This is a genomic window from Serratia rhizosphaerae, from assembly GCF_009817885.1.
Taxonomy (GTDB): domain Bacteria; phylum Pseudomonadota; class Gammaproteobacteria; order Enterobacterales; family Enterobacteriaceae; genus Serratia_B; species Serratia_B rhizosphaerae.
This window is the reverse complement of sequence record NZ_CP041764.1, coordinates 2,207,617-2,229,902: the sequence shown is the minus strand read 5'-3', so window position 1 is coordinate 2,229,902 and position 22,286 is coordinate 2,207,617. Positions and strand designations below refer to the sequence as shown.

Annotated in this window: 21 protein-coding genes; 7 read left to right on the top strand and 14 right to left on the bottom strand. The window is 53.5% G+C overall.

Annotated features, from left to right (window positions below; translation table 11 throughout):
* Positions 1-5: 5 nt before the first annotated feature.
* The 13 genes from FO014_RS10340 to FO014_RS10280 all read right to left on the bottom strand — a co-directional run bounded on the left by FO014_RS10340 (position 6) and on the right by FO014_RS10280 (position 12,376).
* Positions 6-611 carry a DUF3540 domain-containing protein gene (locus FO014_RS10340; protein ID WP_160029424.1) on the bottom strand — a complete coding sequence of 202 codons (606 nt, stop codon included), beginning with the start codon at positions 609-611 and terminating at the stop codon, positions 6-8.
* Positions 612-626: 15 nt separating this feature from the next.
* Positions 627-1,697 (bottom strand): pentapeptide repeat-containing protein, encoded by a 1,071-nt coding sequence (locus tag FO014_RS10335; RefSeq protein WP_160029422.1) that lies wholly within the window; start codon positions 1,695-1,697, stop codon positions 627-629.
* Positions 1,694-4,234 carry a DUF2169 family type VI secretion system accessory protein gene (locus FO014_RS10330; protein ID WP_105233095.1) on the bottom strand — a complete coding sequence of 847 codons (2,541 nt, stop codon included), beginning with the start codon at positions 4,232-4,234 and terminating at the stop codon, positions 1,694-1,696. Before FO014_RS10330 ends, FO014_RS10335 begins: the two co-directional genes overlap by 4 nt.
* A 217-nt stretch (positions 4,235-4,451) precedes the next feature.
* A complete protein-coding gene (locus FO014_RS10325; RefSeq protein ID WP_246168116.1) occupies positions 4,452-4,838 on the bottom strand; it encodes a hypothetical protein in 387 nt (128 codons plus the stop codon).
* 436 nt (positions 4,839-5,274) lie between these two features.
* Positions 5,275-5,631 (bottom strand): hypothetical protein, encoded by a 357-nt coding sequence (locus FO014_RS10320; RefSeq protein WP_160029420.1) that lies wholly within the window; start codon positions 5,629-5,631, stop codon positions 5,275-5,277.
* Positions 5,632-5,926: 295 nt separating this feature from the next.
* Complete coding sequence (locus FO014_RS10315) at positions 5,927-6,157, bottom strand: hypothetical protein (protein WP_160029418.1); 231 nt, start codon at positions 6,155-6,157, stop codon at positions 5,927-5,929.
* 93 nt (positions 6,158-6,250) lie between these two features.
* The gene (locus FO014_RS10310) at positions 6,251-6,598 is read right to left on the bottom strand and encodes a DUF3592 domain-containing protein (RefSeq protein ID WP_160029416.1); all 348 of its coding nucleotides are present in this window, start codon (positions 6,596-6,598) and stop codon (positions 6,251-6,253) included.
* A 4-nt stretch (positions 6,599-6,602) separates the two neighbouring features.
* Positions 6,603-9,002, bottom strand: a complete 2,400-nt coding sequence (locus FO014_RS10305; RefSeq protein ID WP_160029414.1) for a type VI secretion system Vgr family protein — start codon at positions 9,000-9,002, stop codon at positions 6,603-6,605.
* Between the two features lie 330 nt (positions 9,003-9,332).
* On the bottom strand, positions 9,333-9,710 hold the full coding sequence (locus FO014_RS10300; protein WP_246168114.1) for a hypothetical protein: 378 nt from the start codon (positions 9,708-9,710) through the stop codon (positions 9,333-9,335).
* A 132-nt stretch (positions 9,711-9,842) separates the two neighbouring features.
* A complete protein-coding gene (locus tag FO014_RS10295) occupies positions 9,843-10,217 on the bottom strand; it encodes a hypothetical protein (RefSeq protein ID WP_160029412.1) in 375 nt (124 codons plus the stop codon).
* Between the two features lie 139 nt (positions 10,218-10,356).
* Positions 10,357-10,749, bottom strand: a complete 393-nt coding sequence (locus FO014_RS10290; protein ID WP_160029410.1) for a hypothetical protein — start codon at positions 10,747-10,749, stop codon at positions 10,357-10,359.
* 100 nt (positions 10,750-10,849) lie between these two features.
* Entirely contained in the window at positions 10,850-11,215 is a 366-nt protein-coding gene (locus FO014_RS10285) for a DUF3592 domain-containing protein (RefSeq protein WP_160029408.1), read from the bottom strand.
* 279 nt (positions 11,216-11,494) lie between these two features.
* Complete coding sequence (locus tag FO014_RS10280) at positions 11,495-12,376, bottom strand: LysR family transcriptional regulator (RefSeq protein WP_160029406.1); 882 nt, start codon at positions 12,374-12,376, stop codon at positions 11,495-11,497.
* A gap of 109 nt (positions 12,377-12,485) precedes the next feature.
* Between FO014_RS10280 and FO014_RS10275 the strand changes: the two genes are divergently transcribed.
* Both FO014_RS10275 and FO014_RS10270 read left to right on the top strand, forming a co-directional pair.
* Positions 12,486-13,565: a linear amide C-N hydrolase gene (locus FO014_RS10275; protein WP_160029404.1), complete on the top strand. Its 1,080-nt coding sequence runs from the start codon at positions 12,486-12,488 to the stop codon at positions 13,563-13,565.
* A gap of 248 nt (positions 13,566-13,813) precedes the next feature.
* Complete coding sequence (locus tag FO014_RS10270) at positions 13,814-14,431, top strand: trimeric intracellular cation channel family protein (protein WP_105233101.1); 618 nt, start codon at positions 13,814-13,816, stop codon at positions 14,429-14,431.
* Here the strand turns inward: FO014_RS10270 and ligB are convergent.
* The gene (gene ligB, locus FO014_RS10265; protein WP_160029402.1) at positions 14,406-16,130 is read right to left on the bottom strand and encodes an NAD-dependent DNA ligase LigB; all 1,725 of its coding nucleotides are present in this window, start codon (positions 16,128-16,130) and stop codon (positions 14,406-14,408) included. The two genes, FO014_RS10270 and ligB, sit on opposite strands and share 26 nt — an antisense overlap.
* A gap of 282 nt (positions 16,131-16,412) precedes the next feature.
* On the opposite strand from ligB, the gene gmk reads away from it, so the two are divergent.
* From gmk to recG, 5 genes are read left to right on the top strand one after another with little or no spacing between them, the layout of a single operon-like run.
* Positions 16,413-17,036, top strand: a complete 624-nt coding sequence (gmk, locus tag FO014_RS10260; RefSeq protein WP_015962386.1) for a guanylate kinase — start codon at positions 16,413-16,415, stop codon at positions 17,034-17,036.
* Positions 17,037-17,090: 54 nt separating this feature from the next.
* The gene (gene rpoZ / locus FO014_RS10255; protein WP_015962387.1) at positions 17,091-17,366 is read left to right on the top strand and encodes a DNA-directed RNA polymerase subunit omega; all 276 of its coding nucleotides are present in this window, start codon (positions 17,091-17,093) and stop codon (positions 17,364-17,366) included.
* Positions 17,367-17,384: 18 nt separating this feature from the next.
* Positions 17,385-19,490, top strand: coding sequence for a bifunctional GTP diphosphokinase/guanosine-3',5'-bis pyrophosphate 3'-pyrophosphohydrolase (gene spoT, locus FO014_RS10250; RefSeq protein ID WP_015962388.1), 2,106 nt, complete (start codon positions 17,385-17,387; stop codon positions 19,488-19,490).
* Positions 19,491-19,495: 5 nt separating this feature from the next.
* Positions 19,496-20,191 (top strand): tRNA (guanosine(18)-2'-O)-methyltransferase TrmH, encoded by a 696-nt coding sequence (gene trmH, locus FO014_RS10245; protein WP_105233103.1) that lies wholly within the window; start codon positions 19,496-19,498, stop codon positions 20,189-20,191.
* Positions 20,188-22,269, top strand: a complete 2,082-nt coding sequence (gene recG / locus FO014_RS10240; RefSeq protein WP_160029400.1) for an ATP-dependent DNA helicase RecG — start codon at positions 20,188-20,190, stop codon at positions 22,267-22,269. The genes trmH and recG overlap by 4 nt, the downstream gene beginning before the upstream one ends.
* The last annotated feature ends 17 nt before the right edge of the window (positions 22,270-22,286 follow it).

The following is a 22,286-nucleotide window of genomic DNA, read 5'->3' as shown; positions in this document are numbered from 1 at the left end:
GCTCCTTAGCCCATATGGATCTGTTCAGAATCGACTTTGGTGATCGCCTTGGAGGTAATCACCGTGTTGTGCGCGTGCAGACGCGCGTAATCATCGGCCCGGATATCCACCTGCCCGGCCCGCACCTGCTCGGTATTACGGGTATGACGGAACAGGTTCTGACTGACCTGGGTCACCGTCTGCCATACCGATTCGGCGCGCTTGCCGACCATACGGGTCAGGCTGACCCAGGCGGAAAGCTTATCACCGCTGTAGTTCATCTCGCCGATATGGCAGTCCCCTTGCTGCGCTTCCACCTTCAGGGTGACGCCGCTCAGGCTTAATTCTCCGGCGCTGCGGATATGCAGATCCCCCGGCAGCGACAGCTCGGCGCTGCCTTCATCGGCCCGCTCCAGCACCGCCAGCAGCCACGCCTTGTCCGCCGCGCCGGCGATCAGCACGCTGTCGCCGACCGCCGGGGCAATCAGACAGCTTGCCGCCCGGCGGCAGTGCCAGCCGCGGCCTTCGCACTCCACCATCAGGCTGCCGTCGGCAAAACAGTGGGTTACCCGGCCAGCGGCCTGCAGCGGCGGCAGCGCCGCCTGAGCCAGTTTATGATTGATATTGTTCATCACCTCTCCTTAACCTCAACCTCGGCTGTGGCGCTGGGCGCTCCAGGCTTCGGCGGCCAGTAATTCTTCATCGTATTCCAGCATCCCTCTGCGATTTGGGATGTGCGCGCCGTCCTGGCGGGCACGGTGAAAGCGGGTTCGGGAAAAACGGACGTCGGTAAAATCCGCCTGACGCAGATCAGCGCCGGAAAAGTCGCTATAGGTCAGATCGCAGAAGCGGAAACGGGTCCCCACGGCGACCGCCTGCTGCAAAATACTCTGAAACAGCCGGCTCTGGCTGAAATCGGCGCCGCTCAGCAGCGCATTGACCATAATCGCCTGATCGAACTGGCTGCCCTGACACTGAACGCCGCTCAGGTCGGCCTCCATAAACAGCGCCTGACGGGCGTCGACCTGTCGCAGGTTCGCCCGCTGCAGCGAAGCGCCTTTAAAATTGCACTGGGTCAGCTGCGCGCCGCTGAAATCCGCCTCGTCAAGGCGGCTATCAGTAAACTGGCAGCCGGTAAACTGCTGGCGGGCATAGCTTTTATTCCGCTGGTCGCATTCAAAGAACACCACCCGCTCGAAGCTGGCGCCGCCGAAATCGACGCCGCGCAAATCGATACCGTAAAAGGTGGTCATCAGTAGCCGACACTGGGAAAACTGCGCCTTATCCAGCGGCGTTTCAAAGAAGGTGCTGCGATCCAGCGCGCTGCGGCTAAAACGGCTTTGCTGCAGCTCGCAGCGCATAAACTGGGTGGTATCAAACTGGCCGTCAGAAAAGTCGCCGGCCGTCAGCACACATTCGTTAAAGACGCACTCGCGCAGCGCCGTACTGGCAGCCCGGAGGTTTGCCATGCCGCACTGGTTAAACACCGTCTGCACCAGCTGCGCCCCGTCGGCCTGAACATCGTTCAGCTCGCACTCGGTAAACACCGCCTCATGCAGGTTGGCGCCGCGCAGATCGGCACCGTTTAGCGAGACTTCCTGAAAGATACCGCCAGACAGGTCGCAGTTGCGCAGATCGAGCCCATCCAGCACCAGCTCGCTAATTGCTTCGCCGCCTTTCACCCGCTGCTGTAAATCTGTTGCGCTAAGATGGCTCATACTGTCTCCCCGTCACGGCCCGGCAACGTTTTAACCCGTTTGGTCCAGGCGCCGTTCAGGCTGGTTTCACTGTCGGTAATGGCCTGCGAGAGATCGGCCCGGAACAGATTGGCGCCGTTAAAGCGGGTACCGCCCAGCAGGCTTTTTTGCAAAATCGCCCCCATCAGGTTGGCGTCGCTGAAGTCGGCCTGGCGGAAATCGCTGCGCACAAACAAACTACCCACTAAATTAGCCCGGGTAAAGTCTGCGCCCTGGCAGCAGGCTTCGCTGAGATCGCTGTTTTCCAGCTTCGCCAGCGTGAAACGAGCGCCGCGCAGCGCCGTCTGGCGCAGGTTGCACTGCTTCAGGGTGGCGTTGCTAAAGTCTGCGCCGCTCAGCACGCTTTCCGATGCCGCCGCACAGGTCACCAACGTCGCGCCGTCAAACCGCGCCTGCTCGGCGTGGCTCTCCACCCAGGAACAGCTTTCAAGGCTGGCGCCGCTGAAACAGGCCGCCTCCAGCGTGGTTTTCATAAAGGTGGTTTTATGCAGCCGGGCCGAACTGAAATCGGGCGCCGGCAGCGTCAGCTCCATAAAGACGCAGCCCTCCAGCCGCGCCCGTCGGAAACGGCAGCGGGTCAGCCAGGTTTCACGCAGCAGCAGGCCATCCAGAACGGCATCGTCAAAAATACAGTCGTCGAACAGCGTCTGCTGCAGCTGGGTTTCTTTAAAACGCGCGCCGCTGAAATCGCTGTGGCAACACTGGGCCAACGCCAGGCTGGCACTCTCCAGATCGCATTCCCGCAGCGAGCTGTGATGCAGTTCGCAGCGCGCCAGCATCGCCTCGCGCAAGCAGGCGCCATCCAGCCGGCTGTGGCTGAGGTCGGCACACTCCAGCAACGCCCGGCTGAAGTTGGCGCCGCGCAAATCCATACCGGAAAGGTCCGCGCCGGTCAGATCCATACCGCTGAAATCGCCCCCCTGTGCCAGGGTGCGCTGTACGCGGTCGCGAATGATCTGCGCCAGGTCGCCCTTCAGACGCCGGGCCGGCGGCTGGCTCTGTACCGACATCAGGTACATCTGGTGCAGCGCCGCCTGACTCTGCGCCAGCTTCTTCTCGCTGATGGCATCCTTATTCTGGTGCAGCATATCCTGCATACGCTGCATCGATTCCGGCCCCCGGGGGCCGTTTTCATCCTCTGCTGCCTCAGGGAAGCGGGCCTCCATCTCGCGCTTGCGCTCTTCGGCTTCGAGACGCTGCGCTTCCGCCTGCTGTTCCAGCTTGTCGATAAACTCCGGCAGTTCGTCCAGCGGCGGGATCTCCGGCTCTTCGAACTCTGGCAGAAGGTCATCGACGCTGTCGCCCTGAGCCTCCAGCCGTGCCCGATGCTGTTCACGTAACAGGTTGGCGCGATTCTTCATATTGTCGCGCATCGGGCTGGGGCTCTGCTCCACTTCACTGTCGATCCAGGGGCCGATGGCGGCTTCCGGCACCAGGTCCTTTTCCCGGAAGGCAAACAGCGCGCCGCGCTCTTTATCCATTCGCTGGCTCAGCACCTTGCGATAGTGGCTGGCCGAACGGGCAGCGCCAACGTTCTCCAGAGCGGGCATCAGCTGCAGCACATCAGCGGCGTCATCTTCATTGATGCGGGTGTTGCCCTGCCAAATAAGGATCATCTGCTGCAGATGCGGGAAGAACCAGACGGTGGTGGCGCGCAGCGCGATTTCTTCGAATAACGTCTCATCGCCGCGCTGGCGGTTGATAAAGCAGCGGGCCTGCCACGGCGGCAGCGTGCCCTCCTGCAGCGGCTGTTCCGGATGCATATTCCAGATGCGCCAGCGCGCCTGAGGAGGCAGCGCATCACGCTCCTGCCACCACTGATCGGGCGAGGCGGCGTTAAACACCCGCCAGTCGATATCCCGGGCAAAGCCGGGGAAGTCCTGCTGCAGCCAGCGGGCATCATATTTTTTACCCATGCGCTTAAAGCGTCGCGGCCACAGTAAATCCAGCGCGCCAAAACCCGCCGGTTCCGGCTGCTGACCGGCGGCGGTGATGCGCTCTTGCATTGATTCGATATTGGGCAACGGACGCAGCTGATAGCCACCTACTGCCACCGGATGCAGACCAACGCCGTGAGGGTTTTCATCATGGCCTTCACCGCCCCAGGCGCGGCTCCAGTCCAGCCGCATCTGTTCAAAGGGCTGCGGCGGCGTTGGCCGATCCCCGGCCCAGTAGCGATCGCCATATACCGCCAGGGTTTTGCTCAGACCTTCGATCTCGATACGCGCCGCAACGGCGGTTTTATCCGACTGGTGATGGCTGTAGGCATAACCCGTGGCCAGAAACTCCGCCCGGGCTTTGGGGATCGCCATATCAATCACCCCGCCGCTGGTCTGCAGCTCGCTGGCCGCCAGCTGCCACAGCTCTACTTCCGGCCGCAGCTGCGGCGCCTCCCCCATATCCGCCAGCGCCATCACCGAAACGCCAAGGTGGTTATGGCCCTGCCAGCGATAAGGGCGATTTAATACGCTAAGGCGCAGGGGTTTGATAATTTTCATAGGAGGAGTTCACCATGGCCAAAATAATCATCCGCTAATCGTTTGCATGGAGAATATCATTCTCAAGGTGATAAGTTAACAGAAAAACCATGCGCGACATTCCACTATATAAAAATAAAGTTACCGTTATATTAAACTTGGATTATCCATTAACGCGAACGACCAATATCTCATTACCCTTTCTAAAAAATCAGAGTAAAACCATTGATAAATAACATCAATAGCTAACAACAACGGGTTTTCCAGCGTTATCTTTAATAAAAACAAAATCATTTTTACCATTAGCCTTGGCCTGATACACCAATCCAAGTTGATAAGCCGAAAGCGCAATCAGCAACACGGTTTCCCGGTGTTTTTCCAGCACCCACACTTCTTTTGTTTCAGGATTCTCCAACTGCAAATCCATCTCAACAACAGGGTTATTATTTATGAATACACCGCTTTGCTTTAGCGAAAAGATTGTGACGTAAACGTCTGCTCCCCGTTCAGTCATCACCTGTTCACGTTGGCGGTTTCTTTTGACGATTCGGTTGGAAAAATAATAGCACACCAAGATAATCACAAAGGTTAATATTACATTAGCGACTTCCAGTATGACTATCATTTAATCCCCGAGAATTAATGGCTTATCATACAACGCAATTTTATGCGGCTTTGCAGGATCATACTTTATCGTGGCTATATAGCCTTCCTTAAGAAATCCGATCTCTTTAAAAGTGAATGGCTTCATTATTGTGCTTTCAACGAGCTCATTGTCTTTTGTTTTAAATCGGAACGTAAGTTTATAAACAGGTTTACCACCATCCCAACTACTTGTTCGAACTGTATTAACAATTTCCGCATCTGTAGCCACACCATATTTTAAAACTGCATCCTGAGAAAAACCATCTTTTAAATATGGTAAAAATTCGTATAGAGGAACCGTGCCATGGGGAAAACGCCGAAAACCAGCGCGATTATTACCATTGTTATAATAAACGCATTGCTCATCTTACTTCCCGTAAGTATATTTCCACTTCTCACTCATACAAAGACACTATTTATCCAATGGGGATTTTATTTTTAGGATCAACCTTTGAATATGTCAATGGTATTGAATCACCTTTTTTATATTCTGTTAATTTCGTTACATCAATAACTTCCCTGCCTTCACTTGTAATGATTTTTTTATCAAAAGTATTAAACCTAACTGTAATCAAAACGTTAACAAACGCAGAGTTTTCACCACTTGAACTCCTTATTGATACAATCTCTCCTTGTGTATCAACGGCATCTTGTGGACTAATTTTAACCCCACTCCCTCCACGAATTAGTGCATATACAAAAAAACCATGGCGATAAAAGATATAGCCAATAAATGGTAAGTTGTAAAATAAGAAATGTTCATTTTTAACCATTAATAAAGTCAGTCTTAAAATTAATCATGCCACCTCACCAAATAACAAAAACATTTATATAGAATAATAAAATTAAATAGTTTTATAATCTAAAAAAACGATCCTATCAACATCATCAGGGATAAATTTTACTCTAAAAAAAGATCCGATTTTTATATTTTCTGGCTGATGGATTTCATATTTTAAAGTTCTTAGGGAATTAATTCCCCCTTCTTTAAAAAGGTATGAAACCGTCAAGGTAGCTACAACTATCCCAGATGAATATTTATTTTTTCTATATTCAATTTTTATTATTCTAGCCTTTTTGTTCAATACCTTCTGAATATATTTTTCTATCCTGTGATGCAATATTATTGTTCTGATATATTGCATAGCAGAAATAGACTAAAAGGACTAGTGGTATGATCACCGCCAACTTTGGCATTACTGTAGATAAGATATTTATCATAACTAATTGTCCACATTTAGCCTTAACCAAGTCGCCGACGCTGGTTATTTCCATATCGCGGCTGTTGGTGATTGCCATCCCCCGCCGTCTTTAAAGGTATTTAATTCACTCTTATAAAATATTTCTGTAATTATCTACAACTCTAAACCTTCCTCGTTATAAAATACACTATCACTTCATTTCAGATGGGGCCAAAAATATTTCCTCTGGGTTATTAGGCATATAATAAATATAAATCGTATTATTCCTCATTATCTTTACCATGTTCTGAGGGGAAATATATTCTTTAGCTGTCGTAGTAACCTGTCCTGAGTCAGTATCAAATTCAATATCCATCTTAAGCTTTGTATTTCCCGTTCCTGTTGCTCCGATTTTCTCCATATTCAAAATTCTAGCCTCTGTACGAACCCCATCTTTCTTGAATCGATCATAAATGGCTCCTGTTCTATAACAGTAAGCTATTACAAGAATTATAACAGACACTATTATTATTAATGTAACCCAAAAAGAATTAGACATAAGATCATCCTACAATGAAAAGGTTATTAAAAAAAGTTCTCAAATTTGATTTTGTGACTTCAATTTTATTCCTAAGCCGAACCCTAGTATCTGCATCAGCTAAATCTATATTTTTACTTGAGTGGTCTACTACATTATGAGAAATAGATACACCAGTCAAACCACCAGAAACTCCTGTGAAACTACCAGATGCACCTGTTATAGACACCTGATAGCCCTTTACATTACTAGCAAAAAATGGTGCATTTATTTCGACATTGACGTCGCTTTTTATTGTGATCTTACTTGGGGATTTTATAGATACTTCTCCTGCAACACTTTCTTCCCATTTCCCTTTAATATCCCGCGCTACATTCCCCTTTACATCCACGATCTGGTTATGATCAACCGTTAGTTTATCTACGCCATTAATTTCTGTGACAACACCTTTCTTATAAACCACCTGTGTTGCAGCACCGATTGCACCAGATGATGCAGCCGCTAATATAGATGTAGGTGGAACAAAAGCCCCTTCTGGAGCCATCACAGTACCTTTGGCATTAATATCAAAAGGGACAGAAGGTAGTGCTGATTCTGAACCATCCGCCGATATTGTTTGGCCATAAACAATCTTGCTACCCGCATCAAACATAATATCACTGGTAGCTTTGGTACTTACTGTCGCACCAGAACTTACGACCAAATTATTGCTATATTTATTGTCTGAATAGCCAGTAACATCTTTGGATTCGTTATCCGTAATACTCTCTTTACGCCCACCGGCAGTTACAGACACGGTCTGCCCACTGTTATAAGTCTGAGTATCATGCTTATCTACAGTAACATTCCTGACATCTTTATGAGTATAACTGGTCGCTTTATGCACTGTCTCAACATGTTCCCCTTCGACAGAAACATTCATATTCCGCTCTGAGTGCAAATCAACCGATTCATTACCCAGTTTATCTTCAAAGAACAGGTAACTGGCATTATCCATATGCCCGCCCTTACTACGGGTCATAAATCCCATACGTGTCGAACCACCCGGCAATTCCCACGGCGGCATGCTGGCTTCGTTATATACCCTGCCCGTCACGATAGGGCGGTCCGGATCGCCGTTGATAAAGTCGATCACCACTTCGTCGCCAACGCGCGGGATCTGCACGCCGCCAAACCCCTGACCAGCCCAGGCGCTGGAAACACGCACCCAGCCCGAACTGGTGTCATCGCCATTCGCCAGACGGTCCCAGTGGAACTTCACCTTCACCCGGCCGTATTTATCGGTCCAGATGGACTCGCCCTGCGGCCCTACCACCTTCGCGGTCTGCGGGCCGTAGGTGCGCGGCCAAGGCGTCGCCTGCTCCGGGCGGAATACTACGGAAGACGGGATCACCGTAAAGTCCAACCGGTGGACGCTTCCCCCGTCGCTGCCGCTGGCGTAGCGGTTCTCTTCAAACTGGTAGTGTACCGCCGTGGTCAGATACTCACCGTTATCGCTGAAGAACGGCGCGTTCAGCAGTGCAAAAGTGTATCCCGGCGCCAGCCCGACGGCGGTGCCTGTTCCCTGTATCTGCTGGTGATCCACCTGCCAGCGCTCCTGACGGATGCGGGCATAAAACTCGCCGTGGCCGTGTTCCACGTAGCGCCCCGGCCAGTCGTAAACGTCGATGCTGCCCGGTGATGGCGAGGCCGGATTCTGGCGCGCCTGGAACAGCCAGGCGTTGGGCTTGCGGAAGTCGTAGTCGTCCAGGCTGTAGATGCCCGGTGTGACGCTGTCTTCCAGCGCCCACTGACTGATGCCTTCTTCGTCGGTACTGCCGCCGGAAGGCGTGACATGGTAGGGAATGCTCTCGTAACCGCTGAACGGCTGTTGCTGCTGCGGCGCATCCGTCAGCACCAGGGTGTGTTTGTCCGCCTCATGGCTGAAGTGATAGGTAATGCCCTCCAGCTCCATCAAACGGCTGATAAACGCCAGGCTGCTCTCCTGGTACTGCACGCAGTATTCCCAAGGGCGATAGCTGCCCGTCAGCCGATCTTCAACATTCACCTGGCTTTCGCCCAGCAGACTCTTCACTATCTGCGGCACTGTCTGACCCTGGAAGATACGCAGGTTACGGTCACGCTTCATCGGCCACAGATCCGGTTCCATGGTCAGGCGATACTCCGCGTAGCGGGTACCGGAAAGCTCCACCGCACTTACCGCCACTCGGGTTACTTTACCGTTCAGGTAGCGTTTGCCCATCAGGGAACGCGTCGGGATGGTCACCGTAATCGGCTGCCCCAGCAGGCTGCTGCGATCGATGCGCGCATCCGTGCTCAGCAGCGTTACGCTCAGTTCGAACGGCTCCGATAACGCCTCGCGCCCGGAGAGTTTCCAGAAAAGCAGCCCGGGAACGGGTAGCTGGACGGTAATACGATCTAACATGACGGAAGTCCTTTGCCTGACAACGTTAATGCGATAGTGAAGAATCGCCTTTATATCAGGATAGGCCGTGATAGTGAAATATAGAATCAGAATATGATGAATATCATCACGTTTATTTATAACATTATAAAGATCTGGTGTTTTGCTCCGCGTAGCTATCCATATCATAAGCCAATAACAGAGTCCTGCAGCACCGCTTCCCTTAAATGCAAGAGGGTGCAATGCGCTACGTTCTTTATCCTCACGCTATTTTAGCACTTAGCAAACAGCGTGCGATACGGCGACTCAACTTACTAAAATAAATTACATCCGGTATTAACACGTTATTGCTCAGTCAAAGTCTATACCAATAACGGCCATTTTCTTAGGCGGAACCCCTTGATGCTTTATCGTCACGACTAGCCCTTTCCGCAACTTTCCAGCCTCTGAGGCTTTAACCACTCCTGCAGCGCTGTACTGCTTTAAGCTACCGTCCAACTCGCTTTCAACAGTAAACGAGTAGAAGTAATCAATATTGTGTGTCGCCTGCAGCTGTTTCCATGAGATGAGTCTGGCAGTGGTGACACTACCTTTCCATAAATCTCTACTGCTCCAGTCCTTGATTTCACTACTTTCGTTTTTATTGATCTTTATTCCCTTAAAAGAGAAGTATACATATAGTAAAACAATAACAAACATAGACAAAGAAATATAATCAGAATAGTCCACTACTTGCCTCTACAGAATATAAAAATAAATATCGACATCTAAAACAATATCAATCTTATTTATGAGTGTAATTCAACTTAGGATCCAATAAATATAGCATACTAACGCGATAAATTATTATTTCTTGAAAATTTAAAAATCAATATGCATAACTGCTATATTTGATGGAGTGTTATCACTATACTTAATAATTAACCCTAAGCCTTTATTCAATTTATGAATATCGCTTGGGTTTACAATACCTTTTGCAAAGCATTTCTTTTTCGAATTATTAACATCCAAATAAAAATAGAGATCATAGATGAAACCATCACCGCACTTGGTGCCTGTACGCCTCCATGATTCCAGTGGAACAGTAATCAAATTCCCAGTCCATTGTTCGCGCGAAATCCAACATCTCATTGCAACCAATTGTGATTTTCTTGTCCTGGTCATCATCACTACCAAAATAAAAGAAATTATGGTTGTCAATATACCGAATACAAAAAATGGGTCATTAATAAACATCTTATATTACTTCGTTAAATATATTGGTTATAGGTGTTTTATATTTACACCTAAGAAAACTAACAGATAACAATCCATTCTAATTGAAAGTTCCAACCAGTTTCTTAATAAACACCAAGAATCCTATTCCCTGATGCCATTATCGAGCAAGAAACGGCTGGGGAGCGTCAACTACAACAGTATTAACATCGTTTTTAGAATAACGCAACGGTATCTTTTTTCCAGCTTGATAATCGCTTACATCACTCTTTCTAATAACCATATTAACTCTTCCTATTTTACAGATTCCTTCTTCTGTTTGAAACTCAAACTCCAAGGTAATATTAATAAGATCTATGCTACTCCCAGGGCTTTCATAATACTTTTTAATATCACCTATAACACTCACTCCATTTCTTCGGACATTTCCCTTTCCTCTTTCACTCAAAATACCTTTAACTAAAAAAAATACAATAAAAAATATAATTAGAGAAACTATAGATATATGCAATATTGATATGGGATAGTGCTGAATAAAATATAATATACTCAAGTTTATTCTCCGTGCACATTTAAATATATAGAACAAATCACAGCCATGGTTTTACCGATACATTCTAGTTGCGAGGATTACAATAAATTAACCATCAGGACTAACAGAAAGGGTTATCCGTGATATGGGTAACCTTTGAAGGGTCATTCCTAGCATAACGTAATGCGAGTTTTTCCCCAACCCGATACTTATCAATGCAAATATCTTTTATAGCTATTTCTTTTTTACCTTTAAATACCTGACCATTCTCCGCTGAGTAAGAAAAATCAATAATTACGTTAATAACACCAGATGTTCCACCTGAACGAGTATATGAACGTGTTATTTTGCCTAACACTTCAACTCCATCCCTCTCAACCTCTCTCTTTTCTTTTTTATTCCTCCAATCTTTTAAGGCAATAGAAATAAATGCATATAAAACAATGCTAATAACAGTAACAAATATTAAATCAGAGATAACTCTCACTCTCCCTCCAGAACATCAACACTCTATAGTATTTATTTTCATCATGCCACGGCCCCACATTAGAGCAAAACTGTTTCAAATAATAGACATGGACCACTAACCTTTTAACCTTAAAAATAAAAGTAATACACCCTATTACAGAAAAGTCTGAATTTGACGTCACAATGATCCAACCACGACGAGGCGACTCCTTGGTCTTAGTTGAATAATTTTCTATAGCATATTAAGCATTAAGGAAAAATCAGCCACAGCCTCTGCAATATTCTCCACCGGAACCGCCTAAGACTCCTCGCGGTATATCCACTGTATCTGCTCAATCAACCGCAGCAACTCATCATCGGCGCCCGGCTTCCAGAGCGCAACCATCGGGTGCGTCAGGCCGCTCTGGCCCAGCTCGGTGTCGAGCCGGCTTACCGCCGGCCATTGCTGGGCCTGAAAATGCGTCGGTAAAAATGCCCAGCCCTGTCCGGCGCTCAGCGATGCCTGCAGCAGCGGCAATTCATTGATGACCCGGATACGGTCAGAGATCTGTAAGCGCTTGGCCATGGCATCCGGCAGGTCGCTGAACGGAATAAGCTGAGTGTGTGCAGCCAGCGCAATCAGCGGAGTCGGGTCGGCATCAGGAAAGAACCCCTCGCGGGCATACACCGCCATCTCCAACGCCCCTAACGCCCGCCATTTAAACCGATCGCTGATGCTGCGATTAAGCGCCTGATAGACGCCCAGGTGCGCCGCCCCGCCTGCCAGCAGCTCTTCCGCCTCCGTCCTTTCCATCATGCGCAGATCCAGTGCAATACCCTGCTGATACAGCGCCGCCGACAGCGCGCTCAAAAACGACCTTGGCGTAAACGCGTCATAGCACAGCACCACGCGCTGGCGAACCTGCTGCGGAATATGCTCCGCCAGTTGGCAAAAGGTTTCCGCTTCCTGCAGAAATAATCTCGCCTGACGATACAGGCGCTGCCCGGCATCCGTTAACCGCAGCGGGCGCGTATGGCGATCGAACAGCGCATAGCCCAAGTCCAGCTCCAGGTACTCGACCAGTTCGCCGACGGTTGTACGATCTTTCCCCAGGCGTTTGGCTGCCCGCGTTAAATTGCCGCTCTCACATACGCTGGCAAACGCTTCTATCTGGGCTAAAGAAAATCGAATCTTTTCCACTGATGATCCTGTCCGGTTCGGGGGATTTTCCCCCATTAAGTCACTCTTGGCCGCGCGACCCACGCCTTACCATCCCCGGGCACCCCTCGCATAATGGTAAGGAGATAACATGAAAAAATTTGCTTCCAGCGCATCAGCGCTGCTGGCCGGCGCGATACTCAGCGCCAGCCTGACCACCGGCGCACAGGCCTGCACCCGCGCGTTTATGAATATGTACCCCGGCTATATGGTCAGCGCCCGTAACCTGGATTTCTTCGGCCCGGTCGATCCCTCTTTGGTGATCACCCCGCGCGGCGTGGCGCATAACGGCGGCGACAGTAAGAATGCCGCCCACTGGCAAACCCGCTACGGCAGCGTGGTGGTCTATGCCGATGGCGTATTCCCGATGGATGGCATGAATGAAAAAGGGTTGGCGGGGCATACGCTGTTTTATATGAACGGCAGCCAGGTTCAGCAAGGCAACCAGGATAAACCGGTTCTCGAAAGCCGCGCCTGGCTCAGTTATATTCTGGACAATTACGCTACCGTCGATCAGGCAGTAAATGCGATCCGCAACGATGTGCGTCTGGTCGCCGCACGCCTGCCGATTGATTACGCCTCCGACACCAAACATATCGCCATTGAAGACGTTAGCGGTGATTCCGCGATTATTGAGATTGATAACGGCAAAGTTAATGTTTATCACGACAAAAACTACCGGGTGATGACCAATCCGCCGTCTTATGCGCAACAACTGAAAAACCTGGCTAAATACCAGCACGCCAAACGCCGCGACATTCCCGGCGGGCTGGAAGCAGATGAACGTCTGGTGCGCGCCAGCTACGATTTACAAAACCTACCGCAGCCGGATAACAAAGATCAGGCTCAGGGATTTATTTTATCGGTCATCAACAACGTGGCTTACCCGATCGGTTCGCCGGCAGAGCCTGACGAACAGAAAGTGTCCGATATGTATGAAAAATACAGTAAACGCCCGGAGCAAAATAAAGGCATCGGCACCTACTGGACCGCAATTTCCGACCTGAGCCACGGCGAATATCACTTCAAATCGACCTTCGCGGCCTCACAGGTCTGGGTATCGCTACACGATATCAACTTTAGCCAAGGCCAACCGGTACGGCAAATCAAGCACCTGAATGACTACGCGCAGCAAGGATGGGAGGGCAATATTCTGGCGCAGGCGAAGTAACGCCAGCCCCGCGCCGCACGGCGCGGGCTAGTGCACAAATAGTTTCACCAGGAAATCAGCACGAGATAATTTATGCCTGAGTTTTAATAAAAAACGGCAACAATGCTGTAAGCAGAGAAGAAACCACGCTTTGACATTAGTTATAGTAATCCGAATTGATATCGGTGAGAAAAACTCAGTGGCGACATAATAGGTTGATCATTACCCTTCAGTTAAAAGTTCCGTTCTAGCCGCACAGCGAATTCCCCATGTTACTGAGTATCCTTTATATCATTGGCATCACCGCAGAAGCCATGACCGGCGCGCTGGCTGCCGGCCGCCGTCAGATGGATATGTTCGGCGTGCTGATCATCGCCTCCGCCACAGCGATCGGCGGCGGCTCGGTGCGCGATGTTCTGCTTGGCCATTACCCTCTTGGCTGGGTTAAACACCCCGAGTACATCGTGATTGTCGCCATTGCCGCCATCGTCACCACCTGGCTCGCCCCGCTGATGCGCCATCTGCGCCGGCTGTTTCTGGTGCTGGATGCCGTCGGCCTGATCGTGTTCTCCATTATCGGCGCGCAGGTGGCGCTGGATATGGGCCACAGCCCGATCATCGCCGCCATTGCCGCGGTGATCACCGGCGTGTTCGGCGGAGTATTGCGCGATATGTTCTGCAACCGCATCCCGCTGGTCTTCCAAAAAGAGATTTACGGCGGTATCGCTTTCGCTGCGGCCTGGCTCTATATCGGCCTGCAGTACCTCGACCTGCCGCATAACGTCGTGGTGCTGATTACGCTGTTTGCCGGCCTGAGTGCGCGCCTGCTTGCCCTGCGCTTCCGGCTTGGGCTGCCCGTTTTCAATTATCAGCATCCGGATCACTAACCGCATCGCCGGCAAAACCGGCGATATGCTGCTGCCGCAGGATATTTGTCACGCGCAGTAGCGCCGGCTGTCGGAAGAATTCAACCAGTTGCGCCGCCCGTTTGTCCCCGATGCCGGCCTGCCGCTGCCATATGTGCGGCGGCAGCCTTTTGGCCTGTTGCCACCCCGTCACATCGGCAAGTTGCTCGGACGACAGCGGCGCCCCCAGCGCCAGCAGCCAGCGACTGAAAGGTTGCCGCCGCGCCAGCATAAATTGCTGATAGAGACGCCGTGCCTGCTTATCCCCCATCCCCGGCAGCGTCCGCAAACTCTCCGGCGTCAGCATCAGCCAGTCCGCCAGCTCTTTTACCTGCCCATGGTCGACCAACATCCGCCAACTGGCCTCACTGACGCCGTTCATCATCAGCCCCTGCGGGCCGCTCAGCCACACCAGTCGTGCGATAAACTGCTGCCGACAGCCTTCCTGCAGGGTAAAGCAACTGAACGCGTGGTAGCGCGCGGCATCCGGCGCCGTCCGCACCGGCCGTTCCACGCTGCGCCATGCCACGCGGGTAACCAGAGGAACTCCTTGCCCCTTCAGGCTGACGGCAACCTGATCGCCAGGCACGATGTCCCAATACCGCCAGCGGGCAAGCGAACCGATATTGACGCGCCGTATCCACTTGTCATCCAGCCGCAGAGGGTCCAGCGCCAGCACCACCGTAATTTTACCGGTACGGCCGATGCGGAACATCACCTGTTCCACGCGCGTCACCTGCTCTGCCGGCGTATATTTCCACGCTACCGCCCACAACGCCGGCTTATTACGCCAGTAGCGCCCGGACGGCGAACTTGCCTGATGCAGCACCACGCCATCGGTCACAAAGGGCAAGGGGCTGGCAAACCAGGCGTCACGCCAACGGATAACGTCTTCAACCGAACTCACCGGCTGCGTATAGTCGCGCGCCAGCGTAAACCCCCACGCCGCCAGCTGCGCCAGCCGCTGCGACATCGCGGGCGGGCCGTCGGGCCAGGCCCAGATGAAAATGCCCAGCTGCGTAAGCCGCTCAGAGGGCTGATTACGCATCAATGTACCGGCAACGCTGGCGCGTGCGTTGACGCCGCCATGCAGCTGCTGACGATGACCGGTCATCAGCAAAAACAGCTCTCCCTGCAGCACCAGAAGGTCCGGCGCGTTCGCCAACGTTAACGGCACGCCGGGGATTGCCCTGACCTTTTCCAGCCAGTCTTCGCCCAGCCTGCCGTTGCCGCGACTGATCGCCTGCGCCAGTTTACCGTGCCGGTACACCAGCGTCACGGCGACGCCGTCAACCTTGGGCTGCAGCCACACGTCGCGGCGCTCCGCCAGCCATTGGGCAACCGCCCGGCGATCGGCCAGCTTACGCAGCCCGGTATGGGCGACCGGATGAGGCACCTTTCCCGCCGGTAACTGAGGCAGAGGAATTACCCCCGTCCGGCCGGCGCAAACTCGCCAAAATCGCTGTTTTTGCCGCAGGCTGTCGTAAAGTTCGTCGCTAATCAAACTTTTCCCGCGTTGATAATAGGCCGCGTCCCAGCGCACCAGCTGCTCTTCCAAAGCATTCAGTTCATTGCGCAGGCGCTCCGCCGGCCAGTGCGGGCAGGTTTCTGCCTGCGCGCCGACGGAGATGACCATCGCGAGAATAAAAAACACGGCGCCGTAAAAAAGGTGTCCTTTCATTCCTCCTCCCTGGTGCCATGCAGTAAATCCGCTTTTCAGCGCGGCGGCGACGCATAAAATCATCGGTCGCAAAACACATCGCAAAATAAATTTTCGTTTGCGAAAAACCATCGAAATAACGCGATACGCAAGGCACTTTGTAATTTTCGCCGTGTTTTTCCGCCAAAGCCGCGGGCAAAATGCGCGCAAACGCTGCATCAGCGGCGTTAGCCGTGTATACTGTGCGGAGAAAATACACATCTGCTGTAATTGGCACATCAACCGCTATCAACGAACATCATCATGGCTCAAGGCACGCTTTATATTGTCTCTGCACCCAGCGGCGCAGGTAAATCAAGTCTGATTCAGGCTTTGTTAAAGACCCAACCGCTGTACGACACGCAGGTTTCGGTTTCACACACCACGCGCGACAGTCGCCCGGGTGAAAATCATGGCGAACACTATTTCTTTGTGTCGCACGACGAATTCCGCCGCATGATTGCGCAGGATGCCTTCCTTGAGCACGCCGAAGTGTTCGGCAACTACTACGGCACCTCGCGCGCGGCTATCGAGCAGGTGCTGGCGACCGGCGTGGATGTTTTCCTGGATATCGACTGGCAGGGCGCGCAGCAAATTCGCGCCAAGATGCCGCAGGCGCGCAGCATCTTTATCCTGCCGCCGTCGAAGGAAGAGCTGGGCCGCCGCCTGCGCGGCCGCGGGCAGGACTCCGATGAGGTGATCGCCAAGCGCATGGCGCAGGCGGTAGCGGAAATGACGCACTATGCGGAGTATGATTATTTAATCGTGAACGATGATTTCGATCTGGCGCTGTCCGATCTGAAAACCATTATTCGCGCCGAGCGCTTGCGTTTAGGTCGGCAAATGCTGCGACATGACGCTTTAATCAGCAAACTATTGGCAGACTGAAGACAGTTTCAGTATTATGCCCAGTCTTTTCGTCACCTGTGGAGTAGCACAAATATGGCACGCGTAACTGTTCAAGACGCTGTAGAGAAAATTGGTAACCGTTTTGACCTGGTGTTGGTCGCTGCTCGTCGGGCACGTCAAATCCAGGTCGGCGGCAAAGACGCGCTGGTTCCTGAAGAGAACGATAAGTACACCGTTATCGCTCTGCGCGAAATCGAAGAAGGCCTGATCAACAGCCAGATCCTCGATGTGCGTGAGCGCCAGGAGCAGCAAGAGCAGGAAGCCGCAGAAATTCAGGCGGTTACCGCGATTGCTGAAGGCCGTCGTTAATTAAATAGCGAGTCTGCCTTGTACCTGTTTGAAAGCCTTAACCAGCTGATTCAACGTTACCTGCCTGAGGAGCAAATTAAGCGCCTCAAACAGGCATACCTCGTCGCGCGTGATGCTCACGAGGGTCAGACACGCTCCAGCGGTGAGCCTTATATTACTCACCCGGTCGCCGTGGCCTGCATCCTGGCGGAGATGCGTCTCGATTACGAGACGCTGATGGCCGCCCTGCTGCATGATGTCATTGAAGACACCCCGGCAACCTATCAGGATATGGAACAGCTGTTCGGCAAAAGCGTCGCCGAACTGGTTGAAGGCGTATCCAAGCTCGACAAGCTCAAATTCCAGGATAAAAAAGAAGCGCAGGCGGAAAACTTCCGCAAGATGATCATGGCGATGGTGCAGGATATCCGCGTCGTGCTGATCAAGCTGGCCGACCGTACGCACAATATGCGCACCCTCGGTTCGCTGCGCCCGGACAAACGCCGGCGCATCGCGCGTGAAACCCTGGAAATCTACAGCCCGCTGGCGCACCGCCTGGGCATCCATCACCTGAAAACCGAGCTGGAAGAGCTGGGTTTTGAGGCGCTTTACCCTAACCGCTACCGCGTCATCAAGGAAGTGGTCAAGGCCGCGCGCGGCAACCGTAAGGAAATGATCCAAAAGATTCTTTCCGAGATCGAAGGACGGTTAACCGAAGCCGGCATCGCCTGCCGCGTCAGCGGACGGGAAAAACACCTCTACTCCATTTACTGCAAGATGCACCTGAAAGAACAGCGCTTCCATTCGATTATGGATATCTATGCGTTCCGGGTGATCGTCAAAGAAGTGGATACCTGTTACCGCGTGCTGGGCCAGGTGCATAGCCTGTACAAACCGCGCCCGGGGCGGGTTAAAGACTATATCGCCATTCCCAAGGCCAACGGCTACCAGTCGTTGCATACTTCGCTGATCGGGCCGCACGGCGTGCCGGTCGAAGTGCAGATCCGTACCGAAGATATGGATCAGATGGCGGAAATGGGGGTGGCGGCGCACTGGGCGTACAAAGAACAGGGCGAGAGCGGCACTACCGCGCAAATCCGCGCCCAGCGCTGGATGCAAAGCCTGCTGGAGCTGCAGCAAAGCGCCGGCAGCTCCTTCGAATTTATTGAAAGCGTTAAATCCGATCTGTTCCCGGATGAGATTTACGTTTTCACCCCGGAAGGCCGCATCGTCGAACTGCCGGCCGGCGCCACGCCGGTCGACTTCGCTTACGCCGTGCATACCGATATCGGCCATGCCTGCGTCGGCGCCCGCGTCGACCGCCAGCCTTACCCGCTGTCGCAGGCGCTCACCAGCGGCCAGACGGTGGAAATCATCACCGCGCCGGGCGCACGGCCGAATGCCGCCTGGCTGAACTTTGTCGTCAGCTCAAAAGCGCGCGCCAAAATCCGCCAGATGCTGAAGAACCTTAAGCGCGACGACTCCGTCAACCTCGGCCGTCGTCTGCTGAACCATGCGCTGGGCGGCAGTCGCAAGCTGGCCGAAATCCCGCAGGAAAATATTCAGCACGAGCTGGAGCGCATGAAGCTGGCGACGCTGGACGATCTGCTGGCGGAAATCGGCCTCGGCAACGCCATGAGCGTGGTGGTGGCGAAAAACCTGCAGGGCGACCAATCCAGCCTCGGCGCCTCTTCCGGCGTGCGCAACCTGGCCATCAAAGGCGCCGACGGCGTATTGATCACCTTTGCCAAGTGCTGCCGGCCGATTCCGGGCGACCCGATTATCGCCCATGTCAGCCCGGGCAAAGGGCTGGTGATCCACCATGAATCCTGCCGCAACATCCGCGGTTACCAGAAAGAACCGGAAAAGTTCATGGCGGTCGAGTGGGATAAGGAAACCGAGCAAGAATTCATCGCCGAAATCAAAGTGGATATGTTTAACCACCAGGGGGCGTTGGCCAACCTGACGGCGGCGATCAATGCAGCTGAGTCCAATATTCAAAGCCTGAATACTGAAGAGAAAGACGGCCGGGTCTACAGCGCCTTTATCCGCCTGACCACTCGCGATCGCATCCATCTGGCAAATATCATGCGTAAAATCCGTATCATGCCGGATGTAATCAAAGTTAACCGTAACCGAAACTAGCGCCTATGAGCCCCGAACGCTATGCGCGGATTTGTGAAATGCTCGCCACCCGTCAACCGGATCTGACGGTTTGTCTGGAACAGGTTCACAAACCGCATAACGTCTCCGCAATTATCCGTACCGCCGACGCCGTCGGCGTGCATCAGGTTCATGCCGTTTGGCCAACCACCCGCATGCGGACGCTGGTTTCTTCCGCCGCCGGCAGCAACAGCTGGGTCAACGTAAAAACGCACCCTACCATCGGCGATGCGGTCGGCCATATGAAGGGCCAGGGCATGCAAATTCTGGCGACGCACCTGTCTGACCGCGCGGTGGATTTTCGTGATATCGACTACACCCGCCCAACCTGTATTCTGCTCGGGCAGGAAAAAACCGGCATCACCGAAGAAGCGCTGCAGCTTGCCGACCAGGACATCATCATTCCGATGATCGGCATGGTGCAATCGCTCAACGTCTCCGTGGCTTCCGCCCTGATCCTGTACGAAGCGCAGCGACAGCGCCAAAATGCCGGCATGTACCGCCGCGATCGCAGCATGCTGGATGCTGAAGAGCAACAGCGCCTGCTGTTTGAGGGCGGCTACCCGGTGCTGGCCAACGTCGCCAAGCGTAAAGGCCTGCCGCGCCCCCATATCGATGAAAACGGCGCAGTGATCGCCGAGGCCGAATGGTGGGCCGCCATGCAAGCAACGGTGCGCAGATGAAAGGCCGCCTGCTGGATGCGGTTCCGCTCACCACGTTGACCGGCGTTGGCGCCAGCCAGGCAGCCAAGCTGGCTAAAATCGGGTTGGAAACCATTCAGGATCTGCTGCTGCACCTGCCGCTGCGTTACGAAGACCGCACCCGCCTGTACCCCATCAATGACCTGCTGCCGGGCATTTTCGCCACGGTAGAAGGCGAAGTACTGCGCAGCGATATCAGTTTTGGCCGCCGCCGTATGCTCACCTGCCAAATCAGCGACGGCACCGGCATCCTCACCATGCGCTTTTTCAATTTCAACGCGGCGATGAAAAACAGCCTGGCGACCGGGCGCCGCGTTACCGCCTACGGGGAAATCAAGCGCGGCAACCACGGTGCGGAAATCATTCATCCGGAATACCGCCTGCAGGGCGAACATGACGACGTCGAGCTGCAGGCCTCGCTGACGCCGGTCTACCCCACAACCGAAGGCGTCCGTCAGGCTACGCTGCGTAAGCTGACCGATCAGGCGCTGGAGCTGCTGGATACCTGCGCCATTACCGAACTGCTGCCGCCGGAACTGAGCGGCGGCCTGATGAGCCTGCCGCAGGCGCTGCATACGCTGCATCGTCCGCCGCCGGATATCCAGCTGGCCGATCTGGAATTGGGCAAACATCCGGCGCAGAAACGGCTGATTATGGAAGAGCTGCTGGCACACAACCTCAGCATGCTGGCGGTACGCGCCGGCACGCAGAGTTATCACGCCCAGCCGCTGCTGCCGGACGGCAGATTGAAAAAAGCGTTTCTGGCCCAGTTGCCGTTTGCCCCGACCGGTGCGCAACAGCGCGTGGTGGCGGATATCGAAGCTGATATGCAAAAAGATTTCCCGATGATGCGTCTGGTTCAGGGCGACGTCGGCTCCGGGAAAACGCTGGTGGCGGCGCTGGCCGCGCTGCGCGCCATTGCCCACGGTAAGCAGGTGGCGCTGATGGCGCCGACCGAGCTGCTGGCGGAACAGCATGCCAATAACTTCCGCCAATGGTTTGCGCCGTTGGGCATTGAAGTCGGCTGGCTGGCCGGGAAGCAGAAAGGCAAAGCGCGCATCGCGCAGCAGGAAGCGATCGCCAGCGGTCAGGTTTCGATGGTGGTCGGCACCCACGCCATTTTTCAGGAGCAGGTTCAGTTCAACGGGCTGGCGCTGGTTATCATTGATGAACAGCACCGCTTTGGCGTCCATCAGCGTCTGGCGCTGTGGGAAAAAGGTGAAGAGCAGGGTTTCCATGCCCACCAGTTGATCATGACCGCCACACCGATCCCACGCACGCTGGCGATGACCGCCTATGCCGATCTGGACACCTCGGTCATCGATGAACTGCCGCCGGGCCGCACGCCGGTCACCACGGTGGCGATCCCGGATACCCGCCGGGCAGATATTATCGAACGCGTCAGAAACGCCTGCCAGCAGGAAGGCCGTCAGGCTTACTGGGTCTGCACGCTGATTGAAGAGTCCGAACTGCTGGAAGCGCAGGCGGCGGAAGCCACCTGGGAAGAGCTGAAAGCGGCGCTGCCGGAGCTGAAGGTGGCGCTGGTGCACGGCCGGATGAAGGCGCAGGAAAAACAGGCGGTGATGCAGGCCTTCAAGCAGGGGGAGCTGCAGCTGCTGGTTGCCACCACGGTGATCGAAGTCGGCGTCGATGTGCCGAACGCCAGCCTGATGATTATTGAAAACCCGGAGCGGCTGGGCCTGGCGCAGCTGCACCAGCTGCGTGGCCGCGTAGGTCGCGGCGCGGTCGCCTCACACTGCGTACTGCTGTACAAAACCCCGCTGAGTAAAACCGCGCAGAAGCGCCTGCAGGTGCTGCGCGACAGCAACGATGGCTTCGTGATCGCCCAGCGCGATCTGGAAATTCGCGGCCCCGGCGAGCTACTCGGCACCCGGCAGACCGGCAATGCCGAATTCAAAGTCGCCGATCTGCTGCGCGACCAGTCGATGATCCCGGAAGTACAGCGGGTTGCCCGCCATATCCACCAGCAATACCCCGAACACGCTCAGGCGCTGATTGAGCGCTGGCTGCCGGAAAAGGCACGCTATTCCAACGCATAAAAAAGGGCGCCGAGAAG